This is a genomic window from Pseudomonas baetica, from assembly GCF_019733355.1.
Lineage (GTDB): Bacteria > Pseudomonadota > Gammaproteobacteria > Pseudomonadales > Pseudomonadaceae > Aquipseudomonas > Aquipseudomonas baetica_A.
Map to the genome: position 1 here is coordinate 1 of NZ_JAIHLQ010000053.1, position 17,855 is coordinate 17,855.

Sequence of the window (17,855 nt, forward strand, 5' to 3'; positions counted from 1 at the left end):
GGAAATTAAGGATTAATAAGTGCTTAAAACAGGCTTATTCATCGAAAAAAGTCGATATTTCTAGAGTTTCAGCGAAGTGCTCTCTTTTTTACAGCCTGACGCCCGATTTGCTGGAAAAAGAAGGTCTTACTTCAGACCTTCCCTAGAAGTTGTAAAATAATCCGTCACACTACCTGTATAAACCGCGCCCTCATATTCAACTTTGACACGTTGCCCCGTTGATAAACGCTCACGCTCCAACAACAACGACTCTAAAGAAACCGCGTCCGCTGCATTTGAGATTAAAGAGCTTAATATTTTATCGCTAATTATTTTTTCCATAAACTTTTACCTCCAAGATAATTAACATGATCAAGCCGCTAAATAATCACTGAAAGCATGGAGAGTGGCACCTGTCAAACCTGACAGTAGGCAATACTTATTCGGCATCAAAATGCTGCTATGAATAACCAAATTTTCATCGTGTAACGGTTGGTTCTACAAACCGACAAGACTGAAATTCCCCACACATGACGCCACCATTGGCGCGGATAGTAAGCAGGCTAATCGGCTTTTAGCCGCCGCCACCGGATCAGTCGATTGGCCTCTCTAGGCCGTTTTTAATCTGTGAACGATTCGCCCTCTCGCCATTCTCGGGGCAGTCACCAAGCGGCACCAAGGCACAACAATGAGAGGCCAAAAATAGGCGTCCAGTCCCATATCGGTCCCATATGACCATTTTTCAGACGCCAAAAACCACAAACCCCCGACTTTCTCTAGGAAAATCAGGGGTTTGCGTTTACTGAATGTGGCGGTGAAGGAGAGATTCGAACTCTCGATACAGTTTCCTGTATACACACTTTCCAGGCGTGCTCCTTAAGCCACTCGGACACTTCACCGTATCTCTTCAAACATGTTCTGTCTGTCGAGGCGCGCTAATGTAGTCGAAAGCTTTTCCGATGGCAAACTTTTTTTTCAGAATTTTCATGCGGTTAAGAGAAGAAGTCGTTTCCACGCTCCGACAGGCCATGGCAAACCGGCCAATCTTCGGTGGGCGCGGCCTTTCTATATAGAAGGCGAAGCGTCAGCCATCTGGCGCGCTACGCTGGGCAAGCCGGGAAACGGTGACTGGCGGGTCAGTCACGGCGCTTTACCTGGCTTGCGTCGGTGAGTAACGTCTGCCTATCTTTCTTACAAGGAATAGCGTCATGAGTGAGTTGATTTCCTACCACCTCGAAGACGGTATCGCGACCCTGACCTTGAGCAACGGCAAGGTCAATGCCATTTCCCCGGACGTGATTGCGGCGTTCAATGCGGCGCTGGATCAGGCTGTGACTGATCGTGCCATCGTGATCATTACCGGTCAGCCGGGCATTCTGTCGGGTGGTTATGACCTGAAGGTGATGACCGCTGGCCCTAAAGAAGCCGTGTCGCTGGTGACCGCAGGTTCGACGCTGGCTCGCCGTCTGCTCTCTCACCCGTTCCCGGTGATCGTCGCTTGCCCGGGTCATGCCGTGGCCAAGGGTGCCTTCATTCTATTGTCCGCCGACTACCGCATCGGCGTCGATGGCCCGTTCAGCATTGGCCTGAACGAAGTGCAGATCGGCATGACCATGCACCACGCCGGTATCGAACTGGCCCGTGATCGACTGCGTCGTTCGGCATTCCACCGTTCGGTGATCAACGGTGAGATGTTTGATCCGAAAAGCGCTGTGGATGCCGGTTTCCTCGACAAGGTGGTTTGCGCCGAGGAGTTGCAAGGTGCCGCACTCGCTGCCGCGCGTCAGTTGAAGAAGATCAACATGACTGCGCACAAAAACACCAAGCTGAAGGTGCGTAAGGCTCTGCTGGAAACCCTGGATAACGCCATCATCCAGGATCAGGAGCATCTGGGTTAATCACCCGGTTCCAGCATTGAAGAAAAGCCCGACCGTCGTGTCGGGCTTTTTCCTGCAAGCTCCGTTGAAAGCGCCACGGCTGCTCTAGGACGCGTCTGACAAACAAATCTGAAACATGCGCTTAAACATCGCCTATCTCCTGACTCTATAGCGGCAATTGCCGAAAACAGTGCACATCCGTACACTGCGCCACCTTTTGTGCCGGTGGGGCCTGAAAATGCTGTTCGTGTTTCGTATGTTATTGATGAGCCTGCACTTTATTTTAGCCGGCGTGCTGGGGGTGATCCTCGGGTTGTGCCGCCCATTCAATCCGGACAACAGCCGTTTATGCGCCCGCCTCTACGCCTTGCCGGCGATGTGCATTTTGCGTCTGCGAGTGAAGTCCGACGTCAGCGGCTTGATGAGCAAGCCTGACAGTTGCGTGATCATCGCCAATCATCAATCCAACTATGATTTGTTCGTGTTCGGCAATGTCGTGCCGCGCCGCACCGTCTGCATCGGCAAGAAGAGCCTGAAGTGGGTGCCGCTGTTCGGGCAATTGTTCTGGCTGGCCGGCAACGTTTTGATTGACCGTGGCAATGCGCACAAAGCGCGCCAGTCGATGCTCACCACCACACAAACCTTGCAGAACGAAGACACGTCGATCTGGGTGTTCCCGGAGGGCACGCGTAACCTCGGTGAAGAACTGTTGCCGTTCAAGAAAGGCGCGTTCCAGATGGCGATTGCCGCTGGCGTGCCGATCGTTCCGGTGTGTGTCAGCAGCTACATCAAGCACATGCGTTTGAATCGCTGGCGCAGCGGGAAAGTTCTCATACGCTCGTTGCCGGCAATTCCTACCGCTGGACTGACCATGGACGACATGCCCATGCTCATCAGCCAGTGCCGCGAGCAAATGCGCGAATGCATCGAATCGATGGATCGGCAACTGCAAGCCGCCTGACCAAACAAACCCGCCGCCGTGCGGGTTTTCTTTTGTGCGGTGAACTGTGCGGATTTCACTGACTCTCAAGCAGCGACACGGCTAAGCTGAAGCCGTGTAATTCCTGCCATTTACCAAGAAGAAGTGAACCACCACCATGGGTCGAGTTGTTGCTGCTGCGGTGTACAGCGCGGGTAAGAAAGTCACCGATATTTCACTTGATGAAGGCGCCGCCTGGGCCGCCAAAACCGGCCACTTTGTCTGGATCGGCCTCGAAGAGCCGAACGCGCAGGAATTGTCCAACCTGCAACGCCAATTCAACCTGCACGAACTGGCCATCGAAGATGCCCTGGAAAAACACAGCCGGCCAAAACTGGAAACCTTTGGCGACGCTTTGTTTATCGTTACGTACTCGCCAATCCGCGAACACGGGATTTTGCAATTCATCGAAACCCACATCTTCGCCGGCAAGGGTTACATCATTACCGCGCGCAACGGCCACTCGGCGTCGTACGCCTATGTCCGTCAACGGTGTGAAGCACGCCCGCTGTTGCTGGAACATGGGGAAGATTTCGTCCTCTATGCGCTGCTCGATTTTGTGATCGAGAACTACCAGCCCGTAGGCGAAGCGATCCATGCCGAGATTGATGAACTTGAGCGCAATGTGCTGTGCAGTGCGTTGAACGAACACGACATTCAAAGGCTTCATGGCTTACGCCGCGACGTAGTGCGTCTGCGCCGGTACGCCGCGCCGATGGTGGAAATCGGCGAAGAACTGCAACGACTGAGCTTTCCGTTTATCGACAAGAACATGCGCCCGTACTTCCGCGATGTGCAAATCCACGTCACAAGACAGATGGAAGACCTGACTACACTGGCGGAAATCGCCAGCCAGACCATCGAAGTCGGTGTTTTGCTTGAGGCGTCAAGACAAAGCGTAGTGCAGCGCAAGTTTGCGGCGTGGGCGGCGATTCTGGCGTTCCCGACAGCGGTGGCGGGGATCTACGGGATGAACTTTCAGAACATGCCCGAACTGAGTTGGCACTACGGTTACTTCGGCGTTCTGGGATTTATTACGGTGGGATGTGTGAGTTTGTGGGCAAGTTTCAAGAAGTCGGGCTGGTTGTAATGCTGTGATGAGGAATGGCTCCCTCACCACAAGTTCCGCGTCAGATTTTAAACAGCTTTAGCTTCTGGCTTGTGCGCCACAAAGCGCATCATCCACTCCGCAACCGTAGCGCCATGATGCTCCTGATCAAGGCTGGCCACGCCTTTGCTGTAAATCTGCGTACCCAACGCTTCCTGACGCAGTTCCAGCAACGCACGCGAATAATCGTGAATGAATTCCGGATGCCCTTGGAAGCACAGCACCTGATCGTTGATGTGGTACGCCGCAAACGGGCAGAAATCGCTGGAAGCAATGACCGTGGCGTTTTCCGGTAGCGCCGTCACCTGATCCTGGTGGCTGATCAGCAGTGTCAGCTCCTCACGCACCGGACTCATCCACGGCGCCTTGGCCGCCAGTTTGTAGTTGTGGGTGCCAACGCCCCAACCCTGAGTCGCGCGCTCACTCTTGCCACCCAGCAGCAGTGCCAGCAGTTGATGGCCAAAGCACACACCGAGCAGTTTGTCGCCACGCTCGTAACGGCTCAGCAGGTATTGCTTGAGGGTTTGAATCCACGGGTCGGTACCAAAGGAGTCAGCCTTGCTACCGGTGACCAGGTACGCATCGAACGTCAGGTCGTCGCTCGGGTATTCGCCCTGCATCACGTTGTAGACGGTGAACTCGGCGGCGATCGGTTGCTGCGAGAACAGACGCTGAAACATCTGCCCGTAACCCTGATATTGATCGACCAGTTCCGGACGCAGGATGTCGGTTTCCAGAATGCAGATGCGTAGCGACATAAAAAATACCTGACACATGAAGGGAATAATGAACACCCCAGAGCCTGCCCTGAAACACCCAGACAAGGCAAGCCCCGCAGCCTTCTCCCTATCACTTAAAACAGCTCGCCTTTCGCAGCCTTCTCCAACAACAACGCCGGTGGTGCAAAACGCTCGCCATATTGCTCCGCCAGATACTGCGCACGGGCGACGAAGTCCTTCACCCCGTATTGATTGATGAACTGCAACGCACCACCGGTCCACGCCGCAAAACCAATACCAAAGACCGAACCGATATTGGCGTCCGCCGTTGAGGTCAGCACACCCTCCTCCACACAGCGCACGGTTTCGATGGCCTGCACGAACAACAGACGGTCGCGCACGTCCTTCGGCGAAATCTGCCCATCAGCCTTCTCAAAACGGGTTTTCAGTTGCGGCCACAAATGCTTCTGCCCACCGGCCGGATAATCATAAAAACCGCCGCCAGCCGCTTTGCCGGGGCGCTTGTATTCGTTGAGCAGCAAATCAATCACGGCGAAGGCCGGGTGCTCAGTCAGCGCTTTCCCTTCTGCTTGCAGGTCTTTGGCCGTTTGTTTGCGGATATGGCTCATCAGGCTGAGGGAAACTTCGTCAGAGATTGCCAGAGGCCCGACCGGCATCCCGGCCTTGCGCGCTTCGGTCTCGATCATCGGTGCGCTTACACCCTCACCGAGCATGGCGATGCCTTCATTGGTGAAGGTGCCGAACACGCGTGAGGTGAAGAAGCCGCGACTGTCGTTGACCACAATCGGCGTTTTCTTGATTTGCAGTACGAAATCAAAACCACGGGCCAGGGTTTCATCGCTGGTCTGCGCGCCTTTGATGATTTCCACCAGCGGCATTTTCTCCACAGGGCTGAAGAAGTGCAGGCCAATGAATTTGCTCTGATCGGGGACGGCACTCGCCAGACCGGTGATCGGCAAGGTTGAAGTATTGGAGGCGATCACGGCATCAGCGCCAACAACCTTCTGAGCCGCCAAAGACACCTGCGCTTTGAGTTCGCGATCCTCGAATACCGCTTCAATGATCAGATCGCAACCCGCCAGGTCGACATCGGTTTCAGTGGCATGAATCCGCGCCAGCACCGCTTCGCGCTGTTCAGCACTCATTTGCCCGCGGGCGACTTTTTTGTCCAGCAGCGCCGCCGAATACGCTTTGCCCTTCTCGGCCGCCGCCAGGTTGATGTCCTTGAGCACCACGTCAATGCCCGCCGAGGCGCTGACAAAAGCGATCCCGGCGCCCATCATCCCCGCACCGAGTACGCCGACTTTCTGCGTTTTATACGGCGCGAGCCCCTGCGGCCGCGACCCACCGGCATTGATCTCATTGAGCTGAAACCAGAACGTGCCGATCAGGTTTTTCGAAATCTGCCCCGTGGTCAGCTCGGTGAAATAGCGGGTTTCGATCAGATGCGCGGTATCGAAATCCACCTGAGCGCCTTCCACCGCCGCACACAGAATCTTTTCCGGCGCTGGCAGCGTGCCTTGGGTTTTCGTACGCAGTATTGACGGCGCAATCGCCAGCATCTGCGCCACTTTCGGGTTCGACGGCGTGCCGCCGGGAATCTGGTACCCCTTGACATCCCAGCGCTGCACCGCCGCCGGATTGGCGACAATCCAGGCGCGTGCCTTGGCCAGCAGCTCATCGCGATCCGCCGCCAACTCATCAATCAAACCGGCTTGCAACGCTTGCTGCGGACGCACTTTTTTACCCTCCAGCAGATAAGGCAGCGCCTTCTCGATGCCGAGCATTCGCACCATGCGCACGACCCCGCCGCCCCCCGGCAGCAGGCCGAGGGTGACTTCCGGCAAACCGAGTTGCACCGCCGCGTCATCCAAAGCGACGCGATGATGACAAGCCAGGCAGATTTCCCAGCCGCCACCGAGCGCCGCACCGTTGATCGCCGCAACCACCGGCTTGCCCAAGGTTTCCAGAGTGCGCAATTGCCCCTTGAGGGACAGCACCATGTCGTAGAACGCTTTGGCTTCTGGCTTACCGACCTTGATCAGCTCATTGAGGTCGCCACCTGCAAAGAAGGTTTTCTTCGCCGAGGTGATGATGACGCCAGCAATGCGGTCTTTTTCAGTGACAAGCCGGGCGACGCAAGCGGCCATAGCCTCGCGATACAGGGCGTTCATGGTGTTGGCGCTCTGGCCCGGCATGTCGATGGTCAGCACGACGATCCCGTCCTGGCCTTTTTCGTAACGAATGGCTTCGCTCATAACAAGGTTCCTTGAATTCGGGGCTCAGAGACGTTCGATGATGGTGGCAATGCCCATGCCGCCGCCGACGCACAGCGTCGCCAGGCCATAGCGCAGGCGTCGGGCTTCCAGTTCATCGAGCAAGGTGCCGAGGATCGCGCAACCCGTGGCGCCCAGTGGGTGGCCCATGGCGATGGAGCCGCCGTTGACGTTGACTTTGTCCGGATCGACGGCCATGTCCTTGATGAATTTCAGGACCACCGACGCAAACGCTTCGTTGACCTCGAACAGATCGATTTCCTCTACGCGCAATCCCGCTTTGGCCAACGCCTTGCGCGTGGCCGGCGCGGGGCCGGTGAGCATGATGGTCGGATCAGTGCTGGTGACCGCCGTGGCGACAATCCGCGCCCGAGGCTGCAGGCCCAGCGCCCGGCCCTTGGCTTCGGAGCCGATCAGCATCAGCGCCGCGCCGTCGACAATGCCGGAACTGTTGCCGGGTGTGTGTACGTGGTTGATCCGCTCGACATGGCTGTAGACCCGCAGCGCCGTGGCGTCGAAGCCCATCTGGCCCATCATTTCGAAACTTGGCTTGAGTTTGCCCAGCCCCTCGAGAGTCGATTCGGCGCGAATGAACTCATCGTGATCAAGCAGGATGATGCCGTTCTGATCCTGAACGGGCACCAGCGACTTACTGAACGAACCATCAGCTCTGGCCCGCGCCGCTTTCTGTTGCGAGTGCAACGCATAGGCATCGACGTCCTGACGACTGAAGCCTTCGAGGGTGGCGATCAGATCGGCACCAACGCCCTGAGGCGTGAAGTGGCTGTGCAGATTGGTCTGCGGATCCAGCGCCCAAGCACCACCATCGCTGCCCATCGGCACACGCGACATCGATTCAACGCCACCGACCACCACCAGGTCTTCAAAACCCGAGCGTACTTTCATGGCGCCGAGGTTTACCGCTTCCAGCCCCGAAGCGCAGAAGCGGTTGATCTGCACGCCCGCCACGCTCACGTCCCAATCGGCCACCTGCACTGCCGTTTTAGCAATGTCAGAGCCTTGATCACCCATCGGCGTGACGCAGCCCAGCACAACGTCATCGACCTGGCTGGTGTCCAGTGAGGTTCGCTCTTGCAGAGCGGTCAGCAGACCGGCCACCAGACTCACCGGTTTGACGCTGTGCAGTGCGCCATCGGCCTTGCCTTTGCCGCGGGGCGTGCGTAACGCATCGAAAATCAAAGCTTGGGTCATGACGTCCTCGAACCTGTGCGGTGAGTGATTTCTTGTGCCTTCACTCTTGACCCGAGCGCCCACGGATTCAATGACCTCAGCGCTCAATACGCTTGACGCACACGCTCAGACGGACGGTCATCAGCCGCCGGGTGAACCGGTTCAGGTCGGCGAGTTGTCTAGCAAGCGGGCGGCAAAGAAGCTGGCAATAAGCCTCATGTCCTTTTTATCGAAAATGGTAGGAACTCCATATGAAATGGATCTAAGCCAAGCGTGACGCGGGCCCTAATGTAAGACAGGTACGTCATGGTCGTCGGGTTTTGCCGGGGCAGGCGTTCTTAACAGGAAGTGCAGCGCTTGCCGTCATGGATATGCAGGCAAGCATCAGGAAATAACAATAAAGGCGGTCAAGCCATGTTCAAACAACCGAAAGTTCGTCAAGCAGGACTCATTCTTTTCGCCACGACGCTGTTGTTGATTTTGCCGAACCTGACCAAGGTCATCGGCTGAACCCAAGCGGCAGGCGCGGCTTATTGCCACTAAAAACATGACTGGCCCGCTACCCGGGCCAGCGTGTCTGTGCCAACCTTTGCGCATTCCCACAACATTGATGACGATCATTTGAAAGCGCTTATTGTGTTCTTGCCGTTGCTGTTGAGCATGCCTCTGGCTGCGGCACAACTGGATCTGCGGCTTGGCGAAAACAGCCGTACCTGGCAGACCGAGGAGTTGCTCAAGCATCCTCAAGTGCGAACCCTCACGATCAAAAATGATGTGTCCTACAAGAAGGACATGACCTATCGCGCCGTGCCCATGGCTGCGTTGCTGACAGGGATCAAACCCGACGATCACCTGCAAGCGGTGGCACTCGATGGGTTTGCCGCCGAACTGGCTGCTGCGCCATTGCTCAGCACCAAAGGCGCGCGGGCCTGGCTGGCGATCGAAGATCCGGCTCAGCCATGGCCACCTCTGTCCGAGGGCAAGCACAGCGCCGGGCCGTTCTATCTGGTGTGGACCGATCCACAAGCGGGAAATATCAGCCCGGAGCAATGGCCGTTCGAAGTGGCAAGCATCAAGCGCATGGCACCAGTGGCCGAACGCTTCCCTGCCCTGCTGCCTGACCCTGCGCTGAAAGCCGATGATCCGGTGAATCAGGGTTTTGCGCTGTTTCAGAAAAACTGTCTGGCATGCCACCGATTGAATGGTGCGGGAGATGCGCAGTTCGGGCCGGATCTGAATATTCCGTATAACCCGACCGAGTATTTCGGGGCGGACTTCCTCAAGCGCTACATTCGTGACCCACAAAGTTTGCGTCAGTGGCCGCAGGCGAAGATGCCGGGGTTTTCTGCCGATGTGCTGCCGGATGGGGATTTGCAGATGTTGATCGGGTATTTGCAGCATATGGCTGGGCGCAAGGTTAAGCCCTGAGTTCTTGAGCCTTGGGTTGTTGGCTCTGACCTCTTCGCGAGCAAGCCCGCTCCCACAGGATCAATGCTGATTCAAAATCAACGCATAACCTGTGGGCTGGCTTACCAGCATTTGCGGCATCCCCAATCCTATTGCTGTTGCACGGAGATGACCGGCACCGGCGTCGGCGATACAAACACCTTCGCGTGCATCTGCTCACACCCACCACCACGGCGCATCCCGCGCACCGGGCAGGCATCCAGATAATCCAGACCCACCGCCAGCTTAAGATGTCGCTCAGGGCGCGCCAGTTGATTGGTCACGTCAAAGCTGTACCAGGCGTCATCCAGCCACGCCTCAGCCCAGGCATGGCTGGCCAGGTGCTCACAATCCTCGCTATACAGATAACCCGACACATACCGCGATGGGATTCCCAGGCTACGCGCGCAGGCCAGGAACGCGTGGGCATGATCCTGACAAACGCCTGAGCGGCCGGCGAACGCCTCGGCGGCGCTGGTATCCACTTCAGTGGAGCCCGGCGTGTACGTCATGTGCTGGTTCAAGCCGTGCATCAAATCGATCAGCGCCGTGCGGTCGCGGCGTTGCTTGCAGTTTTTTTCGGCGAACGCACGCAGCGCCTCATCGGCCTCGGTCAGTCGAGTAAAACGCAGGAACGGTAACGCCGACTGGCTCTCGTGCTCTGCCTCACGCAACTCATCGATATCCACCTGGCCACGGGCGCCGATGATGATCGCTTCGTGCGGCTCGTCCATGGTCAACACATGCAGGATGTTGCCGAACGGATCGAGTTGCGCACGCACCGGGCGCGGCAGGTCGAGTTGCCAGCTCAATACGTGCTGACGCTCGCTGTCGTGGGGTGTCAGCCGCAGGTACTGGATGCTCGCCCGCACCTGATCTTCGTAGTGATAGGTGGTCTCGTGGCTAATGGAAAGTCTCATGCAGCCTCCAGGTAGGAACTGTGAATAGCGTTACCCAACTGGCGCACCAGCGGGATGAATTCGGTCAGCCAGGCGTGCAGGCCTTCCTCGAGGATTTCGCTGATGCCGGTGTAGCGCAGGCGTGCGTCCATTTCTGCGGCCAGCCGTTGTGCCGGCCGACCGTTGGCCCCGGGCAACTGCGCGAGAATCTGGTCGATCTCTTCGGTGCAGGCGCGCAATGAACGCGGCACATCCGCGCGCAACAGCAGCAACTCGGCGACATGCCTCGCCCCCGGCGCATCGCGATAGATTTCGGTGTAGGCCTCAAACGACGACAAAGCCCTGAGCAAAGCACTCCACTGATAGTAGGCGTGAGCAGTGCCGTCACTGACCGCTTCGGCCTGATCACCCGCCATTTCGTAGCGGGCATCGAGCAGGCGCAAGGTGTTGTCCGCTCGCTCGATAAAGGTCCCCAAGCGAATGAAGCGAAACGCATCGTTGCGCATGATCGTGCCGTAGGACGCCCCACGGAACAGGTGCGAACGCTCCTTGATCCATTCGCAGAAACGGCTCATGCCATAACGGCTCAGCCCCTGTTCGGCGATCCCGCGAATCTCCAGCCAAGTGGCGTTGATGTTTTCCCACATGTCTGCGGTGATTCGCCCACGCACCGCGTGAGCGCTGGCCCGCGCCGCGCCCAGGCAGCTGTAGATGCTTGCCGGATTGGCGGCATCGAGGGCGAAAAAGTGCAGCAGTCGTTCGGCATGCAGCGCGCCGTGACGCTCCAGATAATCGTCGAGGGTGCCGGTGATCAACAGCGGCATGGCCAGTTCGTGCAGACCATCGCCGCGGCCGTCTTGCGGCATCAGCGACAGCGAATAACTGATATCGAGCATCCGTGCGAGGTTTTCCGCTCGCTCCAGGTAACGCGACATCCAATACAGATCCGAGGCAGTTCTACTTAACATGGCAAGCTTCCTTCAATCCTCGACCACCCAGGTGTCCTTGGTTCCGCCGCCCTGGGAGGAATTCACCACCAGAGAGCCTTCACGCAGGGCGACACGGGTCAAACCGCCTGGCACAACCCGCGTTTCGCGACCGGACAAGACAAACGGACGCAGGTCGATATGGCGTGGCGCAATGCCGTTTTCGACAAAGGTCGGACAGGTCGACAGCGACAACGTTGGTTGCGCGATGTACGCGTGGGGCTTGGCTTTGATCCGCTCGCGGAACGCATCGATTTCCGCCGTCGTCGCTGCCGGCCCCACCAGCATCCCGTAACCGCCCGAGCCTTGGGTTTCCTTGACCACCAGATCCGGAAGATTGGCCAGCACATGGGAAAGTTCAGACGGATTGCGACATTGCCAGGTCGGCACATTCTTCAGGATCGGTTCTTCATCGAGGTAGAAACGGATCATGTCGGTCACGAACGGATACACCGACTTGTCATCGGCCACACCGGTGCCAATGGCGTTGGCGAGCACCACGTTGCCGGAGCGATAGGACGACAGCAGCCCCGGCACACCCAGCATCGAATCCGGATTGAACGCCAGCGGATCAAGGAACGCGTCGTCGAGACGGCGGTAGATCACGTCGACCGCTTTCGGGCCGTCGGTGGTGCGCATGAAGACTTTGTCGTCACGCACAAACAGATCGGCGCCCTCCACCAGTTCAACGCCCATTTCCCGCGCCAGAAAAGCATGCTCGAAGAATGCACTGTTGAAGCGCCCCGGCGTCAACACCACCACACTCGGGTCATCAATCGGGCTTGAGCTTTTCAGGGTGTCGAGCAACAGGTTCGGGTAGTGGTCGATCGGCGCGATGCGCTGCGCGGCGAACAACTCCGGGAACAAGCGCATCATCATCTTGCGGTCTTCGAGCATGTAGCTCACGCCGCTCGGTGTGCGCAGGTTGTCTTCGAGCACGTAATAGGTGCCGTCGCCGTCGCGCACCAGATCGACACCAGAGATGTGCGAATAAATATCGCGGTGCAGATCCAGCCCTTGCATCGCCAACTGATATTGCTCGTTGGCCAGCACCTGCTCGGCGGGAATGATCCCGGCCTTGATGATGCGCTGCTCGTGGTAAAGGTCGGCGAGGAACATGTTCAATGCCTTGACCCGCTGGATGCAGCCGCGCTCGACGATCCGCCATTCGCTGGCGGGGATGCTGCGCGGAATGGTATCGAAAGGAATCAGGCGCTCTGTGCCCTGCTCGTCCCCGTAGAGCGTGAAGGTAATCCCGGCACGATGGAACAGCAGATCGGCCTCGCGTCGCCGTTGGGCCAGCAGCTCGTCAGGCGTGTCGGCCAACCACCGGGCAAACTCCCGGTAATGCGGGCGAACCTGGCCGCCGGCATCGTACATCTCATCAAAATAGGTGCGGATCATGCCGTACTCCTTGTCACCCGGACATACAGGCCTTCGCAAGGCCCGTGCCATCGGCATAAACGCTTTGATTTCAATCAGTTGGATATTCACGCCGCAGGCGCCGCACCATTCCTGTGCAACAAATGCCCCAACCTGATTGCCCCCGCCTCATTGCGACGCAGTGTTGTCGTCTATCACCAGCATAGTCAGAGTTGATTTCACTGCTCGGCGTGGGCGGCGGATAATCCGCGCATCCGCTGAAAAAGCTGCCACGCGCAGGTCTTCAGCTCAATTGATCCGGCCTGCCAGTGCAGCCCTTAAAGCCTTGGCCCTGAACGGTTTCATCGATTTATCGGTCTTCCCTTTTAGCCACCCTCTGCGGTGGCTTTTTTTTGCGTGCGTGAAACGTTTTGAAAGCAAAAGAGATCCATAAACGAAAACGGCCAACCCGAAGGTCAGCCGTTGCTCAACAAAAAACACCAGAGATCAGTTCAAACGGTAGCGGTTGCGTACCTCCTGCTTGACGCCCCAGCCCTCGATGATGCCACCCAGCGGTTCGACCACGGCGGAGAAGCCCTGCTCGAAATCGCCAATATCGTCATAAGTCGCGTACATCACTTTGCTTAATTCCAGAGACCAGGCGCCGTCGTCGCGCGCACTGACCTGGGCATTGATGGATTCACCGCGAAACTTGCCTGCCGCCCTGCGCGCCCGCTCCTCGTCCGGGAAAATGGCGTAGAACTCGATGGGATGGAATCGGGAAAAATCGAAACCGCCTTCTTTCATGCGGCGCAACACGTTGCTGCTGATGTCTTCTTGATAGGCTGTGCTCATGAATCGTCCCCCTCGGATGATGGATAGACTTTCCGTATTCCCGCCCCGGGCCTTGGGCCTAAGTACTTCGGCAAACTGGTTGCACGCGGGAAACAAGCATGTAGCTGACAAGACCAGACCTTAGCGATCCGTTCGCTGATCTCGCTTGCAGAGTAGCCCCAAGATAGAGCTGCTGCCAAGGCCTGGTGTGATAAGTGATGGAAGAATTTCAGATGGGGGTGATGCTGCGGATTTCGATGCTGTTCTGGGTTTTCAGACTTTTGACACCCGCATCGGCGGTGCGGCCTTCCAGATCGTTCAAATCCAGTGCGGCGGCAACAGGCAGGAGCCGTTGCTTGATCAGTCGAGCGGCCTCATCGTCGCTGGGACATTCGGCGCGCTCGAAGACCTCAACAACAGTTTCACCATGATCGTCCACGAAAGTGATTTTCCACTTTTGCATCGGTGCCTCCTCGATCAAACCCGCAAATGGGCTTACCTCTATCTCGACTTTTGGTCAGATTGATCGTTCAAAAGGATTGCATCGGGCGAACATGAAAAAAAAGACACCCAATGCGCAAGCGGGCTTTTGTGGCAAGGGGATTTATTCCCGATCGGCTGAGAAGCAGTCGTAGATCACGGGGTTTTCTGTCAGACCGCGCCCACCGGTTCAAGGGACGCTTCGCGCCCCATCGGCTTAACACAACCTCACAAGTTCTGCGTTGTTCGCGAGAATGGTTCAGATCCGCACATTCCCCCGTGGCCCGGCAATCGCCCAGATGATCAGGCCCAGCACCGGCAGAAGGACGATCAGCAGCACCCAGAGGACTTTCATCCCGGTCTCGGCGCCGCTTTTCAGTACGTTGATGATGGCCCAGATATCGAGGGCAAGAATGATCAGACCGATCAGACCGTTAAACGTCGAACCCATGGTGTCGCTCCAAAATAGTGGCATGCACTTTTAGGATAGACGGTCGCGCGAAGGGTTCCCTTTTATTGCCCTCAGACGTGAACAGCGACCTTCAAGGCCTCCAGCGATGGCGCAGCGGCGATGCCGACTTCGGCGCACAACGCCAGCACCCGTGGCACGTCGTTGCCGTAAACCAGTACGACTTGCAATTCGTCGTCGAGCAACTGACTGAAGTTCATCAGCGTGTAACCGCCGTTTTCCTTGTTCAGGCTGCTCATCTGCACCTGAATGCGATTGAGCGCGGTCAGTGCTTCGGTCTTGGCCAGTTGCTTGGGCTTGAGGTTGAAATCGACTCCCGGACCGAACGAGGCAACGATCTGCGCGAACAGATCGACGTAGGTGTCGGCCTGGAACAGCACGGTTTCCGGCAGGCTGCCGACCACCACCCACTCGCCCAACGTGATCGGGAAAGTATCGTCGTAGTTGATGTCCGGGTTGGCCGTCAGGAAAGCACCGGCATCGGCGTAGGCCTGTGCGGCCTCGTCGGCCACTTTCAGGATCTCGTCCTCGCCCATGCAGCCGGAGCTGATTTTGCTGATGAGTTCGACGAGTGCGGCTTTCATGAGGGCAGATCCTGTGGCGAAGGTGAATTTCGAGGGCGCGAAGGATAGCGCATTCTCTCCCTCGCCACAGTTCAACAGAGTTGATTTCAGCTCAACAGTTTTTCCAGCTGCGCGGTGGTGTCGACCGCGCCCATGGTGCGAGCCGCGTCCAGCGCAGTCACGCCGTTAGCGTCCTTGGCTTGCGGATCGGCGCCTTTGCTGATCAGGTAATCGACGATTTCAACGCGGTTGAACATCGCCGCCATCATCAACGCGGTACGACCGTCGAACGACGAACCTTCGATCTCGGCGCCCGCTTCTACCAGTGCCTTGACCACAGCCAGATCACCTTTGAACGCTGCGCCGGCGATGGGGCTCTGGCCGTTGCCATTGCGCATCTCCGGATCAGCCTTGTGTTTAAGCAGCACCTGTACCGCATCCACATGGCCGTAGTAACTGGCCAACATCAGCAACGTGTCGCCCTTGGTGTTTTTCAGGTTCACCGGCAGGCCGGCGCTGATCAGTCGATCCAGCATCACTGCATCACCGTCGCGCGCCTTGTTGAAAACCTGCTCGGTGAATTCGGCAGCCTCTTCAGGGGTCATCTGGCGGCTTTGGTCGGACATGGGGCAACTCCACTTTCGGTTAATCGCAAAGCCGACAGTTTCCCGAGCGAGGCGATAGCTGTCACCCCCTTTTTCTCAAGATCGGCTATAGCCAGAATCAATAGCGGTATTTGCCCTGATGAATGTCGGCCAGCACTTGATCGGTCACCTGCACATACGTCTGCGTGCCAGGCAGCCAAGCGAAGATCGGGTCATCACCGGTCAGGCCCGGGTCGAAGCCTTCGTTTTTCAACCGCGTTTTCTGGTATTTGAAGGTGCCGGTGGTTTCCATTTTCACTTTCACCCGCAGGAACAGAGGCACGGCGTAGGCCGGCATGCGTTGCCGGGCGAACGTCAGCAGTTCAGCGAAGTCCAGGGTGGCGAGGGATTCGGCAGGTGTGATCGCCGCCATTCCGGCGCGTCCGTTGGTGTTGCGGATTTCCACGCCGTAGGCCACGGCCTCAGAGATGTGCGGATGTTGCAGCAACAGGTTTTCAACTTCGGTGGTGGAGACGTTTTCACCTTTCCATCGATAGGTATCGCCGAGGCGATCAACAAACTGGGCATGACCAAAACCGATGTTGCGCAACAGATCACCGGTGTTGAAGAAGCGATCGCCCTTGGTGAACACATCGTGCAGCACGACTTTGGCGGTCTTCTGCGGATCGGTGTAGCCGTCCAGCGGCGCCTTCTCGTCGATTCGCGCCAGCAGCAAACCTTGCTCGCCCTTACCGACCTTGCGCATGAAACCGTCGTCGCTGCGAATCGGCTCGCCGCTGTCATGATCGTAGGCCACCAATTCCCAGGCCATCAGCGAAAACCCGATGGTGTTGTCGAAGTTGAGGATGTTGGTAAAACCGATATTGCCGTCGCTCGCGGCGTACAGCTCACAGATATGATCGACCGCGAACCGCGTCTTGAACTCAGCCCACGCGCCTGGACGCAAGCCGTTGCCGATCATCTTGCGCACGTCGTGACGATTGTCATCGACGCTGGCCGGTTGATCGACCAGATAACGGCATAACTCGCCGACGTACCCGATGGTGGTGGCGCGATAGCGGCGCACGTCATTCCAGAACTGACTGGCGCTGAATTTGCGGCGGATGGCGAAACCCGATGCGCCGTTGATCGCCGAGCCCCAGCACACGCAGAGGCCGGTCGCGTGATAGAGCGGCAAGGTGCAATAGACGACATCGTCGGGGCCCATGTCGAGGGCGATCATGCCGAAGCTGGCCGAACTGCGCATCCAGCGACCGTGCTTGAACACACCGGCCTTGGGCAGGCCAGTGGTGCCAGAGGTGTAGATGTAGAAACACGGATCGTCGAAAAACACCTGCTGGCTGCTCGGGGGATTATCGCTGCGAGCGTCGACACTGGCGCTGATCAGGTTGACGTAACCCTCGGGCGCAATGCCCGGATGGCTGTAAGTGTCATGGTCCGCCACGAACCAGGTGCGCTCTGGCGTAATCGTCACTTGATCACGTACCGCGGCAAACGCCGGCACCAACTCTTCACCGACCACAATCGCCACCGGCGCCACCAGATTCACACTGTGGATCAGCGTATCGCGGGTCTGCGAGGTATTGAGCAGTGCGCTGACGGCGCCGACCTTGGCCAATGCCAGAATCGTTACCAGTAGTTCCGGACGGTTTTCAATGAACACCGCCACCACATCACCCTTGCCGATCCCCTGCCCGTTCAGATAGTGGGCGATGCGATTGGCCCACTGGTTGACCTGCGAATAGGTCAGCAAGACATCGCCCTGCAATAACGCCAGGCCATCGGGATTACGCAGAGCCGCTTGTTCGAACGTCCAGCCAAGGCCACAGCTTTGGGTCGGATCCTTGACGTTGGCCACCTTCATGCCTTTGACCACTCGCGGAATGGCTTTGGCAATCATCGGCAGTTTGCGGAGCATCATGCCCCAGGTAATCGTGTCGCTTGGCGCGTGACTCATGGAAGCTCCCGTTCGGCCCTGGTTTGCTGGCCGGCATTCTTATTTTTCGGGCAATCGGTGGCTGCGACCGGCACTTTCAGGCGAAGGTCGAGAGCGAAAGTACG

Annotated in this window: 17 protein-coding genes and 1 tRNA gene; 4 read left to right on the top strand and 14 right to left on the bottom strand. The window is 57.6% G+C overall.

Features of this window, described 5'->3' with window-relative positions; genetic code table 11:
- Positions 1-126: 126 nt before the first annotated feature.
- Together K5E40_RS30415 and K5E40_RS30420 are read right to left on the bottom strand one after the other, a co-directional pair.
- Entirely contained in the window at positions 127-321 is a 195-nt protein-coding gene (locus K5E40_RS30415) for a hypothetical protein (protein ID WP_221733897.1), read from the bottom strand.
- A gap of 467 nt (positions 322-788) precedes the next feature.
- Positions 789-878 (bottom strand) — tRNA-Ser (locus K5E40_RS30420).
- A 309-nt stretch (positions 879-1,187) separates the two neighbouring features.
- Here K5E40_RS30420 and K5E40_RS30425 point away from each other — a divergent pair.
- The 3 genes from K5E40_RS30425 (at position 1,188) to K5E40_RS30435 (ending at position 3,925) form a co-directional block, all read left to right on the top strand.
- The gene (locus K5E40_RS30425) at positions 1,188-1,877 is read left to right on the top strand and encodes a crotonase/enoyl-CoA hydratase family protein (RefSeq protein ID WP_221733898.1); all 690 of its coding nucleotides are present in this window, start codon (positions 1,188-1,190) and stop codon (positions 1,875-1,877) included.
- A gap of 217 nt (positions 1,878-2,094) precedes the next feature.
- Positions 2,095-2,817, top strand: a complete 723-nt coding sequence (locus tag K5E40_RS30430; protein WP_221733899.1) for a 1-acylglycerol-3-phosphate O-acyltransferase — start codon at positions 2,095-2,097, stop codon at positions 2,815-2,817.
- A 136-nt stretch (positions 2,818-2,953) separates the two neighbouring features.
- Positions 2,954-3,925 (top strand): magnesium and cobalt transport protein CorA, encoded by a 972-nt coding sequence (locus K5E40_RS30435; protein WP_221733900.1) that lies wholly within the window; start codon positions 2,954-2,956, stop codon positions 3,923-3,925.
- Positions 3,926-3,972: 47 nt separating this feature from the next.
- On the opposite strand, the gene K5E40_RS30440 is transcribed toward K5E40_RS30435, so the two are convergent.
- The 3 genes from K5E40_RS30440 to K5E40_RS30450 form a co-directional block, all read right to left on the bottom strand.
- A complete protein-coding gene (locus K5E40_RS30440) occupies positions 3,973-4,701 on the bottom strand; it encodes an amidotransferase (RefSeq protein WP_221733901.1) in 729 nt (242 codons plus the stop codon).
- Between the two features lie 95 nt (positions 4,702-4,796).
- Entirely contained in the window at positions 4,797-6,941 is a 2,145-nt protein-coding gene (locus K5E40_RS30445; protein WP_221733902.1) for a 3-hydroxyacyl-CoA dehydrogenase NAD-binding domain-containing protein, read from the bottom strand.
- A 24-nt stretch (positions 6,942-6,965) separates the two neighbouring features.
- A complete protein-coding gene (locus tag K5E40_RS30450) occupies positions 6,966-8,171 on the bottom strand; it encodes an acetyl-CoA C-acetyltransferase (RefSeq protein WP_221733903.1) in 1,206 nt (401 codons plus the stop codon).
- A gap of 585 nt (positions 8,172-8,756) precedes the next feature.
- Here K5E40_RS30450 and K5E40_RS30455 point away from each other — a divergent pair.
- Positions 8,757-9,578, top strand: a complete 822-nt coding sequence (locus K5E40_RS30455; RefSeq protein ID WP_221733927.1) for a cytochrome c — start codon at positions 8,757-8,759, stop codon at positions 9,576-9,578.
- Between the two features lie 128 nt (positions 9,579-9,706).
- Here K5E40_RS30455 and K5E40_RS30460 read toward each other — a convergent pair whose 3' ends face one another.
- From K5E40_RS30460 to K5E40_RS30500, 9 genes are all read right to left on the bottom strand, one after another.
- The gene (locus K5E40_RS30460) at positions 9,707-10,516 is read right to left on the bottom strand and encodes a transglutaminase family protein (RefSeq protein WP_221733904.1); all 810 of its coding nucleotides are present in this window, start codon (positions 10,514-10,516) and stop codon (positions 9,707-9,709) included.
- Entirely contained in the window at positions 10,513-11,463 is a 951-nt protein-coding gene (locus K5E40_RS30465; RefSeq protein WP_221733905.1) for an alpha-E domain-containing protein, read from the bottom strand. The genes K5E40_RS30460 and K5E40_RS30465 overlap by 4 nt, the downstream gene beginning before the upstream one ends.
- Positions 11,464-11,475: 12 nt before the next feature.
- A complete protein-coding gene (locus K5E40_RS30470; RefSeq protein ID WP_103303811.1) occupies positions 11,476-12,885 on the bottom strand; it encodes a circularly permuted type 2 ATP-grasp protein in 1,410 nt (469 codons plus the stop codon).
- A 465-nt stretch (positions 12,886-13,350) separates the two neighbouring features.
- Positions 13,351-13,698, bottom strand: a complete 348-nt coding sequence (locus K5E40_RS30475; protein ID WP_003223226.1) for a ribonuclease E inhibitor RraB — start codon at positions 13,696-13,698, stop codon at positions 13,351-13,353.
- A gap of 208 nt (positions 13,699-13,906) precedes the next feature.
- On the bottom strand, positions 13,907-14,140 hold the full coding sequence (locus K5E40_RS30480) for a hypothetical protein (RefSeq protein ID WP_221733906.1): 234 nt from the start codon (positions 14,138-14,140) through the stop codon (positions 13,907-13,909).
- A gap of 276 nt (positions 14,141-14,416) precedes the next feature.
- The gene (locus K5E40_RS30485) at positions 14,417-14,608 is read right to left on the bottom strand and encodes a PLDc N-terminal domain-containing protein (protein ID WP_221733907.1); all 192 of its coding nucleotides are present in this window, start codon (positions 14,606-14,608) and stop codon (positions 14,417-14,419) included.
- 71 nt (positions 14,609-14,679) lie between these two features.
- On the bottom strand, positions 14,680-15,210 hold the full coding sequence (locus tag K5E40_RS30490) for a hypothetical protein (protein ID WP_221733908.1): 531 nt from the start codon (positions 15,208-15,210) through the stop codon (positions 14,680-14,682).
- A gap of 86 nt (positions 15,211-15,296) precedes the next feature.
- Entirely contained in the window at positions 15,297-15,815 is a 519-nt protein-coding gene (locus K5E40_RS30495) for an ankyrin repeat domain-containing protein (RefSeq protein ID WP_221733909.1), read from the bottom strand.
- 97 nt (positions 15,816-15,912) lie between these two features.
- Positions 15,913-17,751 (bottom strand): long-chain-acyl-CoA synthetase, encoded by a 1,839-nt coding sequence (locus K5E40_RS30500; RefSeq protein WP_221733910.1) that lies wholly within the window; start codon positions 17,749-17,751, stop codon positions 15,913-15,915.
- Positions 17,752-17,855: the final 104 nt, after the last annotated feature.

Coding starts and splice junctions, on each gene's coding strand:
- K5E40_RS30415 (WP_221733897.1), bottom strand. CDS start 321: ATGGAAAAAATAATTAGCGATAAAATATTAAGCTCTTTAATCTCAAAT.
- K5E40_RS30425 (WP_221733898.1), top strand. CDS start 1,188: ATGAGTGAGTTGATTTCCTACCACCTCGAAGACGGTATCGCGACCCTG.
- K5E40_RS30430 (WP_221733899.1), top strand. CDS start 2,095: ATGCTGTTCGTGTTTCGTATGTTATTGATGAGCCTGCACTTTATTTTA.
- K5E40_RS30435 (WP_221733900.1), top strand. CDS start 2,954: ATGGGTCGAGTTGTTGCTGCTGCGGTGTACAGCGCGGGTAAGAAAGTC.
- K5E40_RS30440 (WP_221733901.1), bottom strand. CDS start 4,701: ATGTCGCTACGCATCTGCATTCTGGAAACCGACATCCTGCGTCCGGAA.
- K5E40_RS30445 (WP_221733902.1), bottom strand. CDS start 6,941: ATGAGCGAAGCCATTCGTTACGAAAAAGGCCAGGACGGGATCGTCGTG.
- K5E40_RS30450 (WP_221733903.1), bottom strand. CDS start 8,171: ATGACCCAAGCTTTGATTTTCGATGCGTTACGCACGCCCCGCGGCAAA.
- K5E40_RS30460 (WP_221733904.1), bottom strand. CDS start 10,516: ATGAGACTTTCCATTAGCCACGAGACCACCTATCACTACGAAGATCAG.
- K5E40_RS30465 (WP_221733905.1), bottom strand. CDS start 11,463: ATGTTAAGTAGAACTGCCTCGGATCTGTATTGGATGTCGCGTTACCTG.
- K5E40_RS30470 (WP_103303811.1), bottom strand. CDS start 12,885: ATGATCCGCACCTATTTTGATGAGATGTACGATGCCGGCGGCCAGGTT.
- K5E40_RS30475 (WP_003223226.1), bottom strand. CDS start 13,698: ATGAGCACAGCCTATCAAGAAGACATCAGCAGCAACGTGTTGCGCCGC.
- K5E40_RS30480 (WP_221733906.1), bottom strand. CDS start 14,140: ATGCAAAAGTGGAAAATCACTTTCGTGGACGATCATGGTGAAACTGTT.
- K5E40_RS30485 (WP_221733907.1), bottom strand. CDS start 14,608: ATGGGTTCGACGTTTAACGGTCTGATCGGTCTGATCATTCTTGCCCTC.
- K5E40_RS30490 (WP_221733908.1), bottom strand. CDS start 15,210: ATGAAAGCCGCACTCGTCGAACTCATCAGCAAAATCAGCTCCGGCTGC.
- K5E40_RS30495 (WP_221733909.1), bottom strand. CDS start 15,815: ATGTCCGACCAAAGCCGCCAGATGACCCCTGAAGAGGCTGCCGAATTC.
- K5E40_RS30500 (WP_221733910.1), bottom strand. CDS start 17,751: ATGAGTCACGCGCCAAGCGACACGATTACCTGGGGCATGATGCTCCGC.